At 67.8% G+C, this 15726-nt stretch carries 13 protein-coding genes; 6 read left to right on the forward strand and 7 right to left on the reverse strand.

Features of this window, described 5'->3' with window-relative positions; genetic code table 11:
- Positions 1–14: 14 nt before the first annotated feature.
- The gene (locus NAEX_RS16690) at positions 15–1445 is read right to left on the reverse strand and encodes a serine/threonine-protein kinase (protein ID WP_096328486.1); all 1431 of its coding nucleotides are present in this window, start codon (positions 1443–1445) and stop codon (positions 15–17) included.
- A 2-nt stretch (positions 1446–1447) separates the two neighbouring features.
- Positions 1448–2362 carry a hypothetical protein gene (locus NAEX_RS16695; protein ID WP_096328487.1) on the reverse strand — a complete coding sequence of 305 codons (915 nt, stop codon included), beginning with the start codon at positions 2360–2362 and terminating at the stop codon, positions 1448–1450.
- Between the two features lie 127 nt (positions 2363–2489).
- Between NAEX_RS16695 and NAEX_RS16700 the strand changes: the two genes are divergently transcribed.
- Positions 2490–4193, forward strand: coding sequence for an NHL repeat-containing protein (locus tag NAEX_RS16700; protein ID WP_177325922.1), 1704 nt, complete (start codon positions 2490–2492; stop codon positions 4191–4193).
- Positions 4194–4196: 3 nt separating this feature from the next.
- Here the strand turns inward: NAEX_RS16700 and NAEX_RS16705 are convergent, their stop codons facing one another.
- The 5 genes from NAEX_RS16705 to NAEX_RS16725 are packed head-to-tail and all read right to left on the reverse strand — an operon-like array spanning position 4197 to position 6845.
- Positions 4197–5324, reverse strand: a complete 1128-nt coding sequence (locus tag NAEX_RS16705; protein WP_096328489.1) for a hypothetical protein — start codon at positions 5322–5324, stop codon at positions 4197–4199.
- The gene (locus NAEX_RS16710) at positions 5284–5619 is read right to left on the reverse strand and encodes a MerR family transcriptional regulator (RefSeq protein WP_096328490.1); all 336 of its coding nucleotides are present in this window, start codon (positions 5617–5619) and stop codon (positions 5284–5286) included. Before NAEX_RS16710 ends, NAEX_RS16705 begins: the two co-directional genes overlap by 41 nt.
- 36 nt (positions 5620–5655) lie before the next feature.
- Complete coding sequence (locus NAEX_RS16715; protein ID WP_096328491.1) at positions 5656–5994, reverse strand: MerR family transcriptional regulator; 339 nt, start codon at positions 5992–5994, stop codon at positions 5656–5658.
- A 36-nt stretch (positions 5995–6030) separates the two neighbouring features.
- Entirely contained in the window at positions 6031–6390 is a 360-nt protein-coding gene (locus tag NAEX_RS16720; protein WP_096328492.1) for a hypothetical protein, read from the reverse strand.
- Entirely contained in the window at positions 6387–6845 is a 459-nt protein-coding gene (locus NAEX_RS16725) for a hypothetical protein (protein WP_096328493.1), read from the reverse strand. Before NAEX_RS16725 ends, NAEX_RS16720 begins: the two co-directional genes overlap by 4 nt.
- Positions 6846–7297: 452 nt before the next feature.
- Here NAEX_RS16725 and NAEX_RS16735 point away from each other — a divergent pair, with 452 nt between their 5' ends.
- The 5 genes from NAEX_RS16735 (at position 7298) to NAEX_RS16755 (ending at position 15706) form a co-directional block, all read left to right on the forward strand.
- Positions 7298–7627, forward strand: coding sequence for a helix-turn-helix domain-containing protein (locus tag NAEX_RS16735; protein ID WP_170135778.1), 330 nt, complete (start codon positions 7298–7300; stop codon positions 7625–7627).
- A 75-nt stretch (positions 7628–7702) separates the two neighbouring features.
- Positions 7703–10495 carry a type I restriction-modification system subunit M gene (locus NAEX_RS16740; protein ID WP_245913739.1) on the forward strand — a complete coding sequence of 931 codons (2793 nt, stop codon included), beginning with the start codon at positions 7703–7705 and terminating at the stop codon, positions 10493–10495.
- On the forward strand, positions 10488–11759 hold the full coding sequence (locus NAEX_RS16745) for a restriction endonuclease subunit S (protein WP_096328496.1): 1272 nt from the start codon (positions 10488–10490) through the stop codon (positions 11757–11759). Before NAEX_RS16740 ends, NAEX_RS16745 begins: the two co-directional genes overlap by 8 nt.
- A gap of 6 nt (positions 11760–11765) precedes the next feature.
- The gene (locus NAEX_RS16750) at positions 11766–15014 is read left to right on the forward strand and encodes a type I restriction endonuclease subunit R (protein ID WP_096328497.1); all 3249 of its coding nucleotides are present in this window, start codon (positions 11766–11768) and stop codon (positions 15012–15014) included.
- A complete protein-coding gene (locus NAEX_RS16755; protein WP_096328498.1) occupies positions 15011–15706 on the forward strand; it encodes a M48 family metallopeptidase in 696 nt (231 codons plus the stop codon). Before NAEX_RS16750 ends, NAEX_RS16755 begins: the two co-directional genes overlap by 4 nt.
- Positions 15707–15726: the final 20 nt, after the last annotated feature.

Raw genomic sequence — 15726 nt, forward strand, 5'->3', positions numbered from 1 at the left:
CACCGATCGCTGATTTAGAGCTTGAGCGTCTCGGCACGTTTCGGTGGGTGCGAGGCGAGCACGCCCTCGACACAGCGCCCGAGCTCGCCCTCCGCAGGCTCTCCGTCGATCTGCGTCTTCTCGCCAGAAACGATCGCTATCTCGAGCGACATCGGTCCGGGCGGCTTGCACTTCGCCAGAGCGCGCCGGAGGTTGAACACGCGCGCGGAGCCAGCCACCTCACGGCGAGAGGCAGCACGCGGCTCGTCGGCGTGCACCTCCACCAACACCTGCGAATCGGACTTCCACTCCGGTGGCGGTGTGGTCGGAGTCGCGGCTGAAGGCGCGGGCTCCGGTCGTATCTCCGGCTCCGGGTCTACAGGCGTGGCGACAGGCAGTTCGGGACAGGCAGCCACCGCAGGCGATGCCACGAGCATCTTCGGGTCGGGACACTCGGACGAGGTCGGCTCGGGTTGGACCGCGAGCCAGACCGGGACGACCAACAGCGGCGCGAACGTCTTGAACCGTCGCGCGCGTCGGCGTTGGCCATGGAGGTCTGCGAGCATTTTGTGGATCGCGTCATTCGAGGGAGCCCGGATGTCCTCGAGCGTCTTGCGGATCGCGTCGGCCATCGACGCGGCGCTGTGGTGACGCCGCATGCGGATCTCGACCGAGCCGAGCAGCACGGCGCGCAGCGTCGGCGGAAGATCGATCCGCTGGGCGACGGCAACAGGGTCCGAGTCGCGCGGATCGGGAAGCGCCTCGCCGGTGAGCATCGTGTACCACAGCGCACCCACCGAGTAGATGTCGGCCCGGAAATCTCCAGGGCTGCCGCGCAGGCGTTCCGGGGCGATGAAGTACGGGGTCCCGAAGATCATCGTCGGCACCGATTCGGGTGGCACGCCGAGCTTCAAGCCCTCGGCCTCGGACATCCCCTCGACGACGCGCGCGTAGCCGAGGTCGGAGAGGCGGGCGCGTTCGCTACCGCCGATGAACTCGAGGATGCAGTTGTTGGGCGAGATGTCCCGGTGCGCGACCGCTCGCTCGTGGAGCGCCGCGAGCCCCGCGAGCACATCGCAGACGATCGATACGCTTCGCTCCCACGGGATCGGCCCGTCCTTGAGCACGTCCGCCAGCGTCTTGCCCTCGATGAGCTCCATGGCGATGAAGTGGCGCCCGCCCAGCCACCCGGCATCGTAGGCCGGGATCAGATTCGGATGCCGGATCTGCGCGGCGAGCAGTCCCTCCTGCTTGAACCGCTGGACCTCGACCGCGTCGTTGTCGTGGTCGGGGTGGAGCACCTTGAGGGCGAAGATCGCCCCGGTGTTCTTGCACGTCGCCGCGTAGATCGAGGCGGCGGCGCCGTAGCCGATCCGGTAGTCGAAGTGGTAACGGCCTCCGAGAGTCTCGCCGGTGAAGTCGTGGGCGATGCGCGGTCGGAAGCCCTGATCCGGTTCCGTGAACATGCTTAGAACTCCATCGTGAGGCGGAGCCCCGCCGGGCCAGGATGCACCGCGAAGCGGCGATCGGTGCGCCGTTGATGCGCGTCGATCCCCAGCAGCGTAACGCCGGAGATGAACAGAGCGAGCGCAGGGACACCGAGGCCGAGCGCCAGGTCGTTGGCGCGTTCTCCCTGCCGCGTGAGGTCATGGAAGCGTTGCGCTTCCGCGTGAGGGATCATGGTGCTTGCCGGGTACGTGGCATTCAGGCTGTCCACCTGCACGTCCATCGCGGCTCCCCTCACCAGCATGGCGATCGCCCCACCGCCGAGGGCCAGTCCGACGCCGAGCGTGGTCAATCCAGCGATACGGAGCGGGCGGCGCTCGCCGCTCCGTATCGACGGACGGTCGGTCTTCGAGGTCATCGCGGGGCGCGCGGGCTGGACGACCACCGCCGCCGGCATTTGAGCGGGTGAGGCCGGAGGGTCGGTCTTGGGCTTGCCGGCCGGACGACCGACAGCGACCAAATCGTCGGGGGATGCGTCCGTGCACATCCCGGCGATCCGCGGCTCGATCTCTCGCAGGGCGTCGGCGACGCCCGCCCGATCTCCTGGGCGATCGGCGGGCGGCAGGGTGGCGAGCTGCGCCTCGAACGTTCGCAGAAGCGCCGCTGCGTTGCAGAGCGGTGCTACGTCGTAGCTAGCCTTGTGCGCCTTCTTGTAGAGGCGGACGGCGGAGAACGCGAGCAGGGAGCGCTGGTCGAACGACTCCGGCCTTTCCGGCACGGCCTCGAACGCCCGGCGGCAAGCGTCGCCCGCTTTGGCGTGCTCCCCCGCGGCCTTGCGTCGCTGGCATTCGGCCGCGTGTACCTGCCACGGCTCGGCGGGGGTCTCGGCCGGGCCCGGCGACAGCACCACCGCCAGGAACACGGGAAAAAGCATCATGACCGCGGATGGTACCGGATCTTCGGTCAGCAACGCGCCGCGGTTGCGTTTTCAGTGGGCAATTATCTTACATGCGGTTGCCCGCCCCCGCTGACATGGCGGGCGCACTTGCGCTACTGTGGAAGGTATGATCCGGACCGTACGCCGTCCCCTGCTTGTGATCCATGCCGCCGCGTTGCTGACCCCCGGGTGCTTCGACGGGGCGGATCTGGCGGCTTGCAGCATCTCCATGACTTACTGCGAGGCGGACGCCGGGAGCACCGGAGAAGGAGCGGGCAGCACGTCCGGCAGCAGCTCGGGGCCCGGCATCATGACGTCCGACGCGTTCACCGGGAGCGGCAGCGGGGACACGGACACCTCGGGCGGCACCTCGCCGTCGACGGGCGAGCCGAGCGATCCCCCACCGTGGATCGAAGATCTCGCGTGCGATCCCCCGGAGGCTTTCGAGGTCGGGCCGACCGTCGTCACCTACAAGGCGAGCGCCGACGCGGTCGAGGCGGATCTTCTGGACGACGGCGTGGTGATCGCCACCGGCCCCGCGGGAGCGCCCTTCGTCTTCCCGGTCACGAGCGGCCCGACGAACAACCCCGGCAGCAATCTGTCGGTGGTTGTGCGTGACCCAGCCGGCCAGACCGCGGAGGCGTCCATCTACCAGCCGAGCCTGATCAAGGACCCGGGCAGCACGGTCTGGACCACCCTCGAGCCGAACGACGGCCAGTTCAGCAGCGGCGGGGCGGTCGCGCTGGACGGCAACAACGCCATCGGCGCCGGCGTCCGCTGGGAGAACAACCAGATCTTGGCAACCCTGCGCCGCTACGACAAGTCGGGCACGTGGATCGCCACGAGCGACGGGTGGACCCAGCAGCACACGGACTGGACGCAGCGCGCGGAGCTGAAGACTGGGCACCTCGGCCTGAACGCGCTCGCGGTGGACGCCGAGGGCAACATCGTCGCGGTCGGCACGGCGCAGGTCGACGGCGAACCGCGGATGTACGTCGCCCGCTTCGGATCCGGCGGCGGTCTGATCTGGGAGGTGCTCGGGCCGATCGGGACGGAGGCGCGCGGCACGGGCATCACGAAGGACGGATCGATCTATGTCGCCGGCGGGGTGCGCGTGGCGAAGGGGCCCGACGTCTGGGACATGGCGACGTGGGTCTACGGCCCTGACAAGCAGGCGTTCGGACCCGACATCTTCAAAGATCTGGAGGACGAACTGGAGGACTACAGCGAGCACGGGCGAGCGGTCGCGGTACTGGCGAGCGGCCGAGTCGCCGTCGCCGGCACCCGCGAGGTGTGGTCTCCCGTGACCAACAAGCTCTATCTGCGCGGCGTCGTGCTCATCTATGAGGGCAAGGGCAAGCGCGTCCACGAATGGACATCGTCGGGCGACAAGATGGTGAACGACACAATCTTCGCGGCCGCACCAGCCAGGACTGGCGTCGTGCTCTGCGGCTACGCGCAGAACGAGACCAACATCCCGGCCAACAAGCCGCAGATCCTGATCCGCTGGCTGGGGGAGGATCTTTCGGAAGCGAAGGCCCCGCGCCTCGAGAGTACGCCCGACGCGTCCACGTGCTACGGAGTCGGCACGAACATGGAGGGCGCGACGATCGTCGGCGCCACCGTCCACGAGAACCTGGACGGCGACAACGCCTGGATCTTCGCGGTCGAAGATGCGGCCTCGCCCCGCGTGGATTACATGAAGCGCAACGGCATGTCGGGTGGGCAGGACCGTGTGCTCGGGCTGGCGTGCGAGTACATGTGCGCGTGGACCGGCTCGGAGGAGGTCGACGGCGCAGCGCAGTGGATCATGGGGATGATCCGCGGCTGATGCTCACTGCGGCGGGATAAAGACCGAGCACTGCTCGAGGATCGTTTCCGCCATCTGCTTCATGAACGGGACGTAACTCGGCTCGCACATGCTGGCGAAGCGCCCATGCTTCCCCGCTTCGGCGAAGAGGCGCATCACGTTTGGGCCAGCCTCCGGACCCTCACACTTCGGATTCGGCAGATCGCGATCGTGGGAGAACACCAGGGGGACGAGCGCGTCCTCGTTACCTTTCTTGGCCTCGAGGACAGCCGCGTACCACTCCGCCGGCGTCCCGGGCGTCAAGTTGTCCTCTCCAGCGAGGACCACGAGCGCCAAGAGCGCATCAGATCGCAGGAACCCTGCGTTGCAGCCCCACTTGCTCAAGATGTCGGGCTCGAGCGCCTTAATCATCGAGCGCGCCGCAAGGGGAGCCTTCGGGCCCGCACCGAGTTTGGAAATGCACTCGAACGTGCCCTTGAGATCGGGATCGTCCCTGGTGATGAAGCGAGGCCCATCTGCAGGCAGGCAGCGCGTGTTCGAGGCATCGAAGTTCCCGACGATGGTCACTCCTGCGCCATAGACACCCGTGCACTCCTCGAAGATCTCGTTGCACGGGTAGTCCGGCGGCCCGTCCCACTGCGAGCAGCCCGGGCCATCACACATCACCTGCGAGCAGGAGTAGCAGATGTCGCAGCTCGGGAGGAAGGGAAGCGAGGCGTCCACGACCATGACGTGGTAGTCGAAGTCGGCGAAGTCGGCCTCGAGGATCTTGACGAACTCCGGGAACGCCTCCTGGAGCTGGACCTGCTTGTAGGCCATCTCCTCGTTCGACGAGATCACGAACAGGAAGTCGATCTTGCCCTTGCAGCCGGGCGTGGTCGGGAAATCCGGGATCGACCCGACGTCGGAGACGCCGCTCGAGCTCGTGCTGCTCGAGCCTGCCGTGCTGTCCTCACCGCCGGACCCGGAGCCCGTGCTCGTGCTGGTACTCGTGCTGCTGCTGGTGCCGTCGGAGCTGTCGGCGCCGCTCGTGGTGAGCGGCGCCGTCGTCGTGCTCGGCGTGGTCGTGAAGCCGGTCGTCGCCGTCGAGTCGCCGCACGCGACCGCCAGGCTAGCGGCGGCGACTCGCGCGAGCAGACTTGGGCGCGGCATCGCGCGATCGTACCTTAGAGCGTGCAGCGGTACCAGCCTGTGCGGCGAGCAACTCTGCGATCTGCTCGAGCGACAGGCCCTCGGCCCGCTTGGCGGCGACGAAGCGCGCCTGTCCGAGCGCGCTCATTGGGAATCGATTAAACACCCCGCCGGGGCTGCCGAGCGAGATCTTGATCGGCCGTGGCAAGAGCCCGGCGTTGATCCACGCCGTGACGGTGCGGCGGGTGATGCCCGCAGCTTCCATGATGTCCGTGGTCGTGGCGAACGACGGGTCCAGCCGGCGGCGTTCGGTCATGGTTCGGCGAGGATACGCCGTCAGACGGCGTTCGCGCTACTTCCGGCCGGTGCTGCGCCCCTTGTCCTTCCGCGGCGGCGCCGCGGCCTTGCCGGAGATGCCCTGTCGCGCGTCGAGCTCGGCCAGCATCTCGAGGATCTCGTCCTGCGTGAAGCCGGCCGCCCGGCGCTGCGCGACGAAGCGGGCCCGCTCGACCGCCCATGCGGGGAAGCGGTTGAACACGCCGCCGACGGTGCCCTGCGACACCCGTATCGGCGTGGGCAGGAAGCCGCAAGCAACCCACGCCGCCACGGTCTTCCGCGTGATACCGGCGGCGTTCATGATGTCTTCGGTCGTGGCGAACGACGGATCGAGGTTGCGTGGCGGCGGCGTCACGGTCCGCGGAGTGTACGCCAGACGCGGTCCGGGTCATCAGGCCCAGGGCTGCAGTCGCGTCTCGAAGACCATGCAGGTGCCCTCCCCGAGCGGGATCGACCACACGACCACCGCCTCAGCCTCGTAGCCGCGCTGAAGGCTCTCGGGGACGGTGCACGCCAGCACCCAGGCAAGGCTCGGGTTCAGGTGCTCGGCGACTCGCTCGACGATGTAATCGTGTTTGGAGGGGTAGATGCCGCGGTAGCCGGCCTCGGCGGCCTCGAGGATCTTCGGCTCGGTCGTACGGAGCGCCAGCGCCAACCGCTCCCGGAAGTCCGCCGGTGCCCCAAGCGGAGGCGCCGGCACATCCTCCGTAGCGATGTCGACGTCGAGCTCGGCCGGCGAGTGCTGCGTCATTGGGCCTCCCGCCGTGCGCGCTCGTCCCGGAGCCGCTCGGCCAGGTCCTCGGCGACGTACGTGTCGAGGACGATGAGGCCTGGCACAGCACGCGCGAGGACCCCGAGCTCCTGGAGCTCCCGAGCGACCTTCTTGCGGCGCTCCTGGTGCGCCGCGTACTCGGCGTTCTTGCGCGCCAGGCTCTCCTCCTGGGCTTTGCGCGCGGCTGCCGCCTCTTCGACCCACGCCGCCACGTGGTCGCGCGTCCACTGCTTCGCGGTCTCGATATCGTCGAGGTCCGTGGCACGGACCTTCCCGGCGTACTTGACGGTGTAGCGCCCGTCGTCCTGCCGCACGACGTGGATCGTCCCGCCCATGTCCACCATGCCGTCACGGTTGCACATGGCGGGACCGGACGCCTTCCACCGGATCTTGGGCTGCGAGGGGAGAGCCTCTCCGGCAGCGACGGGTTTCATCGCCGGCCTCCCTTCTGCGCGACGGGCCTCGACACCGAGCTGGCGAACGTGGAGGAACGGGGCCGTGTAGCGGGCGCCGTCGCCGCCGACCGGCTGGGGACCGGCGTCGAGGAGGCGGAGGCGGGCTTGCCCGCACCGAACTCGAGGGGCACGCCCGCGGCGCGCGCGAGCTGGCGGAGCTTCTGCATCGAGACCCCGAGCCGGGCCGCGCAGCTCTCCGCGCTGGGCGCGGACTCGACGGCGTAGCGCACGAGCGCCGCGAGGTTGGCAGCGAGGTTTCGGTCCTCGCTGGAGAACAACAGGCGGCCGGCAGGGGTGCGGGTGACGGTAGGCGTGGAACGGATCCGAGCCATGAGAACTCAATGTCCTTTCAGTGGGAAATCAAAGCTATCCTCGAGCACCGCGCCCCGCAAGTGGCGCGCCGCCCCCGGCCCGGCTTACACTCCGCAACCGTGACGCAGCCCCGCCGCCTGGACCCCGCGTTCGCCACGACCGAAGACATCGTGCGGGCGGCCGGGGTCACGCGCCGGACCGTGGCGGCATGGGTGGCTCAGGGCCTCCTGCCAGCGCCGACGAAGGTCTCCCAGGGCTCGCCGGGCGGCGTGTTCAACCGCTTCCCCGCGTGGGCGGTCGAGCGCGCGCGCTATATCGCGCACCGGCGCGCATCGGGGTTCACGATCGCCGAGGTGCTCGCTGCGTTGGCCGAGCTCGACACGAATCAAGGGCGCGAGGGGAGCATCCCGATGCAGCAGTCCAGCGCTGCGGACGCGCCGCGTAGTTGAGGCCGTTCCTGGCCTGCGCCAAGTGCGCACGATGTCCGGCCGGACGCAAGTGCCGTACTCTCGCAGCCGCACGGAATGCCGACCAAGCGCGACCTCCTCGCCAAGCTCACCCGGGACGAGCTCCTCGCCATCCTCGAGCACTTCCAGCTCACGGCCGACCGTCGCAGCCCCGCGGCCATGCTCGAGGCCATCGCCGCCTCCAAGAAGGCCAAGCTAGGCCCCCTCCTCGAGAACTACTCGCGTGAACGCCTGCAGGAGCTCTGCCGCGCCCTCGGCCTCGACAGCTCCGGCCGCGAGAAGGCGGTGCTCGCCGCGCGCCTCCTCGGCAAGGCGCCGGCCGAGGACGACCCGCCAGCCCCCGCGCGCCCGGCCCCGGCCCAGGGGCAACTTCCCCTGACCGCGCCCGCATCGCCTGCGCCGTCACCGCCGGCACCGCGTCCCCAAGGCCCGCTGACGCTCCCGCAGCTCGAGCGCCACCTCTTCGCCGCCGCCGACATTCTGCGCGGCAAGATGGATGCCTCCGAGTTCAAGGAATACATCTTCGGGATGTTGTTCTTGAAGCGCTGCTCCGACGAGTTCGAGGCGCGCTACGAGCAGAACCTCGCCAAGGAGCTCGAGAAGGGCAGGACCCGGGCCGAGGCCGCCAAGCGCCTCGACAACGCCGCCTATTACACCGGCGCCGGCACCTTCTACGTCCCGCCGATCGCCCGCTGGACGTACATCCGCGACGAGCTGCACCACAACGTCGGCGACGGCCTCAACAAGGCCCTCGGCGCGCTCGAGCACGAGAACACCAGCCTCGAGGGCGTCGTCACGCACATCGACTTCAATCGCAAGGTCGGCCAGTCGAAGATCCCCGACGCCCGCCTGCGTGACCTCATCGACCATTTTTCCGAGCACCGCCTGCGCAACGAGGACTTCGAGTATCCCGATCTCCTCGGTGCCGCCTACGAGTATTTGATCCGCGACTTCGCCGACTCCGCCGGCAAGAAGGGCGGCGAGTTCTACACCCCGCGCTCCGTCGTCCGCCTGATGGTGCGGATCGCCCGGCCCGACGAGGGCATGAGCGTCTACGACCCGTGCTCGGGCTCGGGCGGCATGCTGGTGCTCGCGCGCGAGTACCTCGACGAGCACCGCCGCAATATCAAGAACCTGGCGCTCTACGGCCAGGAGTCGAACGGCGGCGTCTGGGCGATCTCGAAGATGAACATGCTGCTGCACGGGATCGCCGGCGCCGACGTGCAAAACGGCGACACGCTCGCCGAGCCCAAGCACACCGAGGGCGGCGAGCTCGTGCCCTTCGACCGCGTGCTCTCGAATCCGCCGTTCTCACAGAACTACAGCGCGGCGAACATCCCGTTCCCCGAGCGCTTCCGCTTCGGCTGGTGCCCCGAGACCGGCAAGAAGGCCGACCTCATGTTCGTCCAGCACATGCTTGCGGTGCTCAAGCCCGGCGGCATGGCGGTGACGGTGATGCCCCACGGCGTGCTGTTCCGCGGCGGCAAGGAGCGGGAGATCCGCGCGGGGATCCTCGACGCCGACCAGCTCGACGCAGTGATCGGCCTCGGACCCAACCTGTTCTACGGGACAGGTATTCCTGCCTGCATCCTGGTCCTCCGCGCACCCGGCTCGAAGCCCCGCGAGCGCCGCGGCAAGGTGCTGTTCATCAACGCGGACCGCGAATACACCGAGGGTCGGGCCCAGAACTACCTCTACCCCGAGCACATCGAGAAGATCGTCCGCACCTGGGAGGAGTTCGCCGACGTGCCGGGCTTCGCGCGCGTCGTCGACCGCGCGGAGCTGCGCGACAACGCCGACAACCTCAACATCCGCCGCTACGCCGACAACGCGCCGCCGCCCGAGCCGCAGGACGTTCGCGCCCACCTGTTCGGGGGGGTGCCGCGTGCCGAGGTCGCCGCGAAGCAGCCGCTGTTCGCCGCCCAGGGCCTCGACCCGCAGCGCTACTTCACGCCGCGCGACGCCGCCTACCTCGACTTCGCCGCCAGCCTCGGCGAGCGGTCGGAGCTGGCGCGGATGCTTCGCCAGGACGCCGGGGTGCTGGCCCGGCGCGAGCAACTGCTGAACGCGGTGTCGGTCTGGTGGACCGGCGCGTGCAAGACCCTGAGCGACTTGCCGAAGACCGGCGCACCGATGGTCGCGCGCGAGAAGCTCCTCACCAGTTTCGAGGCCGCGCTGCGTCCGATCGGCTCGCTTGACCGCTACCAGGTCGCCGGCGTGATCGCCTCGTGGTGGGAGGACGCCCAGAACGACATCCGCACGATCGCCAGCCGCGGCTTCTACGGCCTCGTCCTCGCCTGGGAGACCAGCATCCTCGCCGGCCTCGAGGAGGCCCGCGGCAAGGACAGCCCGCTCGACCACCCGCTCGTCACCCGCCTGCTTCCCGGCTACCTCAACGACCTCGCCGAGCTCGGCGCGAAGCGGGCCGAGCTCGAGGCGACGATCAAGGGCGCCACCGCCAGCGAGGGCGACGAGGATGCCGAGGAGAGCGAAGCCGAGGAAGGCGAGGGCGAGGAGGCCCTGTCCGAGGAGCAGCTCAAGGCGCTCAAGAAACAGCTCGCCGACGCCAAAAAGGCGATCAAGACGGCCCAGGCGAACCTGACCTCGCGCCTGCGCGAAGCTTGTACGGCCCTGTCTGGCGACAAGGCCCGCGACTTGGTGCTCGACATCCTTCGCGGCCACCTCGACGCGATCCTCGCCCGCTACGCCGATGCCGAGCTCCAGCGCGTCGTCGCAGCGTTCGAGGCCTGGTGGGACAAGTACCGCGTGACGCTGACGAGCATCGAAGCCGACCGTGACGCAGCCAGCACGACCCTGCGCGGGTTCCTCGGGAGGCTCGGGTATGTCTGACTGGCGCTCAGTCCATCTTGGAGAAATCGCTCGTATCGAGATCGGAGGAACACCTGCGCGCGACCAGCCACGATTCTGGGCACATTCCCAAGAGGGACATGCCTGGGCATCTATCGCCGATTTGACGCGAAAATGGATATCGACCACCTCGGAGACAATTACCGACGCCGGTGTACGGCACAGCAACACCAAGCCGATCCCTCCCGGTACCTTGATGATGAGCTTTAAGCTGACGATCGGCCGATGCGCGATCGCCGCCCGCTTGCTCTACAGCAACGAAGCCATCGCTTCTTTTTTTCTCGATCGAGCAAGCGCTGATACACATTGGCTATATTACGCGCTTCCGCCGATCGCATCGCGCGCTGTTATCGATGTGGCGATCAAAGGAGGCACGCTCAACATGAGCAGCCTGCGGCGCCTCCGCGTGGCGTTGCCACCCCTGGCCGAACAAAATTTAATCGCTCAAATCCTCGATACCATTGACAGTGCGGTATCGCGTAGCGAGCAAATAGTGGCCAAGCTCAAGCTGGTGAAGCAGGGGCTAGTTCATGACCTGCTGACCCGCGGCATCGACGACAACGGCGAACTCCGCGACCCCGACCGCCACCCCGAGCAATTCCAGGACTCCCCCCTAGGCCGCATCCCGAAAACATGGGTTGCGACGCAGTTAGGGGGCGTGGTCCCACGGGCAACCTATGGGGGATCGGAGGCCCTCACCGCTGGTCCGGGCATTCCTGTCCTGCGCATGAACAACATTAGGGACGGAGAGGCGCATCTTGAGGATCTAAAGTACTCAGACCATCCATGCTACCGCGGTCTCTTGCTACGGGATGGCGATGTGTTGTTCAACAGAACAAATAGCATCGAGCATGTGGGTCGCACCGGGATTTGGCGTGGGCAGATCGCTACAGCATCATTTGCTTCATATCTCGTAAAACTCGATCCCGATCCCGCGCGGCTGAGATGCGAATTTCTGAACCGTCTACTTAACTGGGATATCATTCAACTACAAATTCGGCGATACGCCACTCCAGGCGTCCATCAAGTCAACATCAACCCCACAAACCTTCGGAGGACACTGGTCGCGTTGCCGACTTCGCTAGAGGAGCAGGACCGCATCACCCAGCTTCTGGCGGCCGAGGATGGTCGAATTCGCGCCGAGGTGACGGTGCTAGAGAAGCTCCGCCTGCTCAAGCAGGCCCTGATGGACGACCTGCTCACCGGCCGCGTCCGCGTCACCCCGCTCCTGGAAGGGAATGCATAAAAGAATATGAGCCGAGGTCCCGAGTACGTCGAAGTCGAAGCGCCCTTTCTGGATCAGCTCGCGGGCCTCGGCTGGAAGGTGATCGTCGGCCACGACGAGGAGCCGACCGTCACCGGCCGCGAGAGTTTCCGCGACGTCCTTATTAAATCCGACCTGCGCAGGGCCCTGCGGCGGATCAACTTGCGCGACGGCGCTCCGTGGCTCGACGACGCCCGGATCGCCCAGGCCGTCAGCGAGCTCGAGCGGCTCGCCACCCCGCGGCTCATGGAGGGCAACCAGGAGGCGACCAGGCTGCTCCTGGATGGCGTCTCGGTCGACGGCCTCCCGGACTGGGACTTCGGCCGCGCTCGGACGGTCCACTTCATCGACTGGAAGCACCCCGAGCGCAACACCTTCACCGCCGTGCAGCAGTTCCGCGTCGACTGTCCCGGAGGACAGGCCAAGCGCTGCATCATCCCGGACATCGCCCTCTTTATTAATGGGATCCCGGTCGTGGTCGTCGAGTGCAAGAGCCCGGGGGTCAACTCTCCGCTCGAGCAGGCGATCGACCAGCTCCGCCGCTACCACAACGGCCGCAAGGCGGCCGGCGAGACCGACCTGAACGAGGGCAACGAGCGCCTCTTCTACACCAACCAGTTCCTCATCGCGACCTGTCGTGACAGCGCGCGCGTCGGCACGATCGGCGCCGATGCCCCAGACTACCTCGAGTGGAAGGACACCGCCCCGGTTTCGCTCGACGACGTGCGGGCCGAGCTCGGCGGCAAGGCCAAGCTGAACAGCCAGGAGCGCTTGGTAGCCGGCATGCTGCGCCCGGCCCACCTCCTCGACATCATCCGCCACTTCACGATCTTCAACCAAAGCGACGGCCGCACGATCAAGATCGTCGCCCGCTACCAGCAGTTCCGCGCTGTCCATCGCGCCCTCGAGCGCCTCCAGCACGGCAAGACCCGCCGCCAGGACGGCGAGCTTGATCGCCGCGGCGGCATCATCTGGCACACCCAGGGCTCGGGCAAGAGCCTCACGATGGTCTTCCTCGTCCGCAAGCTGCGCTCGCTGGACGCCGTGAAACGCTTCAAGGTCGTCGTCGTCACCGACCGCAAGGACCTCGAGCGCCAGCTCTCCGGCACTGCGGGTCTCACCGGCGAGACCGTGCAGGTCGGCAAGTCCGTCAAGCGCGTTAAGGAACTGCTGCGCAAGCGAGGCCCCGGCCTCGTGTTTGCGATGATCCAGAAGTACACGGATCCCGACCTCGAGCAGCTCGAGCCCGGCGACGACGTCGGCGACCTCGGCCTTCTCAACGACGACGACGCGATCCTCGTCCTCGTCGACGAGGCCCACCGCTCGCACACCAACACCCTGCACGCCCACCTGCTGCAGGCCCTCCCGAACGCCGCGCGGATCGGCTTCACGGGCACGCCGATCATCATGGGCGCCAAGAAGCGCACCACCGAGATCTTCGGCCCCGAGATCGATCGCTACACGCTCCGCGAGTCCGAGGCCGACGGCGCGACCGTCCCGATTCTCTACGAGGGCCGCACCGCTGACGGCGCCGTCGCCGACGGGCGCGACCTCGACCAGGTCTTTGAAGACATGTTTGCCGAGCACAGCGAGGCTGAGCTCGAGCAGATCAAGCGCAAGTACGCCACCAGCGGCGCGATCCTCGAGGCGCCGAAGCTGATCGAGGCCAAGGCGCGCGACATCCTCCGTCACTACGTGCAGCACGTCCTGCCCGCGGGCCTCAAGGCCCAGGTCGTGGCCTACTCGCGCCGCGCCGCCGTTACCTACCAGGCCGCCCTCGTCGCCGCCCGTGACGAGCTCCTGCGCGACGCCCGGGCGCTCGACCCCGCGACGCGCGCCCTCGACGACGTCGATCTCGCCAGCAAGCCGGCCAAGATCCGCGCCGCCGCCTACGCCGCGCGGGTGGAGGCGTTGCTGGCCGAGCTCCAGTTTGCGGCCGTCATCTCCCCGAGCAACAACGACCTCCCGGAATACAAGGAGTGGACCGACTCCGCCAAGGTCATCGAGCGGATCGCCCGCTTCAAGCGACCCTTCACGCACAAGGATCCGGCCAAGCGCGACCCGCTCGCCTTCCTGGCTGTGAAGTCGATGCTGCTGACCGGCTTCGACGCCCCGGTCGAGGGCGTCATGTACCTCGACCGCTCGTTGCGCGAGGCCGATCTGCTACAGGCGCTGGCCCGCGTCAATCGCACGTACAAGGCCAAGAAGGCCGGCCTGATCGTCGATTACTACGGAGTCGCCCGCCACCTCAAGGAAGCGCTCAGCGCCTATGACGCCGCCGACATCGACGGCGCCTTGCAGAGCGTGGCCGACGAGGTCCCGAAGCTCGCCACCCAGCATGCCCGGGTGATGGCGATCTTCACCAGCCGCGGCCTCGACCCACGCACCCAGACAGACGATTGCGTGCATCTGCTGCGCGACGAACGGCTGCGCGCCGAGTTCGCCGTCAAGCTGCGCCAGTTCCTCGCCACCTACGACTTCGTCCTTCCACGCCCCGCGGCACTGCCCTACGTCCGCGACGTCGAGCTGCTCGCCGAGCTCTACACCCGCGCGCAGCGCCTGTACCGCGATGACGCCCTCGAGCTCAGCGAGGCGATCGGCCGCAAGGTCCAGCGCCTCATCGACGAGCACATCATCTCTCTCGGCATCGACCCCAAGATCCCGCCGATCTCGATCACCGACGCCAAGTTCGCCGAGCACGTCGCCCGGCAGGTCTCGCCGCGTGCCAAGGCGTCCGAGATGGAGCACGCGATCCGGCATCACATCCGCAAGAACCTCGACCAGGATCCGGTCCACTTCCAGCGCCTCTCCGAGCGCCTCGAGGAGATCCTGGAGAAGTTCGGCGAGAACTGGGAGCAGCTCGCCCTGGCGCTCAGCGAATTCGTCGAGCAGGTCCGCCGCGGCCGTGACGCCCAGCCGGGCGTCGAGGGGATTGACCCGCGGCTGCACGCCCCCTTCCTCGACCTGCTGCGACAGGCGCGGGAGCAGGAGACGCCGGTCTCCACCGGTGATCTGCGCTGGCTCGCGGGCCTGTGTGTCCAGCTCGTCGAGCACATCCGTGAACGCGTCCGCATGGTCGGCTTCTGGAAGAACGCCTCGTATCAGGAAGAACTGCGCGGCCAGATCTTCATGTTCCTCGACGAGCACTCGATCGTCGACATCGACGCCGCCGAGCGCCTCGCCGATCGCCTGATGGAGCTGGGCAAGGCCAACCACGACCGGCTCGCCGCGACATGAGCACGCTGACCGTCGACGACCTCGAGTTCGAGCTGCGTCTCAGCCCCCGCCGGCGCAGCGTCCAGATCACGGTCGATCGCGGCGGCGAGCTCGTCCTGATTGCCCCCGAGCAGTGCTCGCAGGATATCATCGAGTCATTCGTCCGCTCGCGCCGGATGTGGATCTTCACCAAGCTGGCCGAGAAGGAGGCGCTCCGCCACCCAGCACCGGCCAAGCAGTTCGTCAATGGTGAGGGCCTGCGCTACCTCGGCCGCAGCTACCGCCTGCTCTTCGTCGAGAAGCAGGACGTCCCTGTCAAGCTCACCGGCGGCCGGTTCTGCCTGCGCCGCCGCGACGCCGCCCGCGCCCGGGAGGACATGGTCGCCTGGTACACCGCTCACGGCCAGGCGTGGCTGTCCGCGCGCCTCACCCGCTTCTGCGCGCGCGTCGGCGTGATCGTCGAGGATCTTCGCGTCCAGGACCTCGGCTACCGCTGGGGCTCCTGCGGCCGCCGCGGCGCTGTCAACTTCCACTGGAAGACCATCCTCCTGCCGCCGCGGATCATCGACTACATCCTCGTCCACGAGCTCGTCCACATCCACGAGCCCCATCATACTTCGGCGTTCTGGGCGCGCCTGGAGCGCGTCCTGCCCGACTACCCGGCGCGCAAGCAGTGGCTCGCCGACCACGGGCAGATCGAGACGAGCTGGTGAGCCTCGCATTGTACTGAGGA

The organism is Nannocystis exedens (genome assembly GCF_002343915.1).
GTDB classification, from domain to species: Bacteria; Myxococcota_A; Polyangia; order Nannocystales; family Nannocystaceae; genus Nannocystis; species Nannocystis exedens.

Bases quoted from the DNA above. Each gene is read 5' to 3' on its own strand.
- NAEX_RS16690 (WP_096328486.1), bottom strand. From the start codon at position 1,445: ATGTTCACGGAACCGGATCAGGGCTTCCGACCGCGCATCGCCCACGAC.
- NAEX_RS16695 (WP_096328487.1), bottom strand. From the start codon at position 2,362: ATGATGCTTTTTCCCGTGTTCCTGGCGGTGGTGCTGTCGCCGGGCCCG.
- NAEX_RS16700 (WP_177325922.1), top strand. From the start codon at position 2,490: ATGATCCGGACCGTACGCCGTCCCCTGCTTGTGATCCATGCCGCCGCG.
- NAEX_RS16705 (WP_096328489.1), bottom strand. From the start codon at position 5,324: ATGCCGCGCCCAAGTCTGCTCGCGCGAGTCGCCGCCGCTAGCCTGGCG.
- NAEX_RS16710 (WP_096328490.1), bottom strand. From the start codon at position 5,619: ATGACCGAACGCCGCCGGCTGGACCCGTCGTTCGCCACGACCACGGAC.
- NAEX_RS16720 (WP_096328492.1), bottom strand. From the start codon at position 6,390: ATGACGCAGCACTCGCCGGCCGAGCTCGACGTCGACATCGCTACGGAG.
- NAEX_RS16725 (WP_096328493.1), bottom strand. From the start codon at position 6,845: ATGAAACCCGTCGCTGCCGGAGAGGCTCTCCCCTCGCAGCCCAAGATC.
- NAEX_RS16740 (WP_245913739.1), top strand. From the start codon at position 7,703: ATGCCGACCAAGCGCGACCTCCTCGCCAAGCTCACCCGGGACGAGCTC.
- NAEX_RS16745 (WP_096328496.1), top strand. From the start codon at position 10,488: ATGTCTGACTGGCGCTCAGTCCATCTTGGAGAAATCGCTCGTATCGAG.
- NAEX_RS16750 (WP_096328497.1), top strand. From the start codon at position 11,766: ATGAGCCGAGGTCCCGAGTACGTCGAAGTCGAAGCGCCCTTTCTGGAT.
- NAEX_RS16755 (WP_096328498.1), top strand. From the start codon at position 15,011: ATGAGCACGCTGACCGTCGACGACCTCGAGTTCGAGCTGCGTCTCAGC.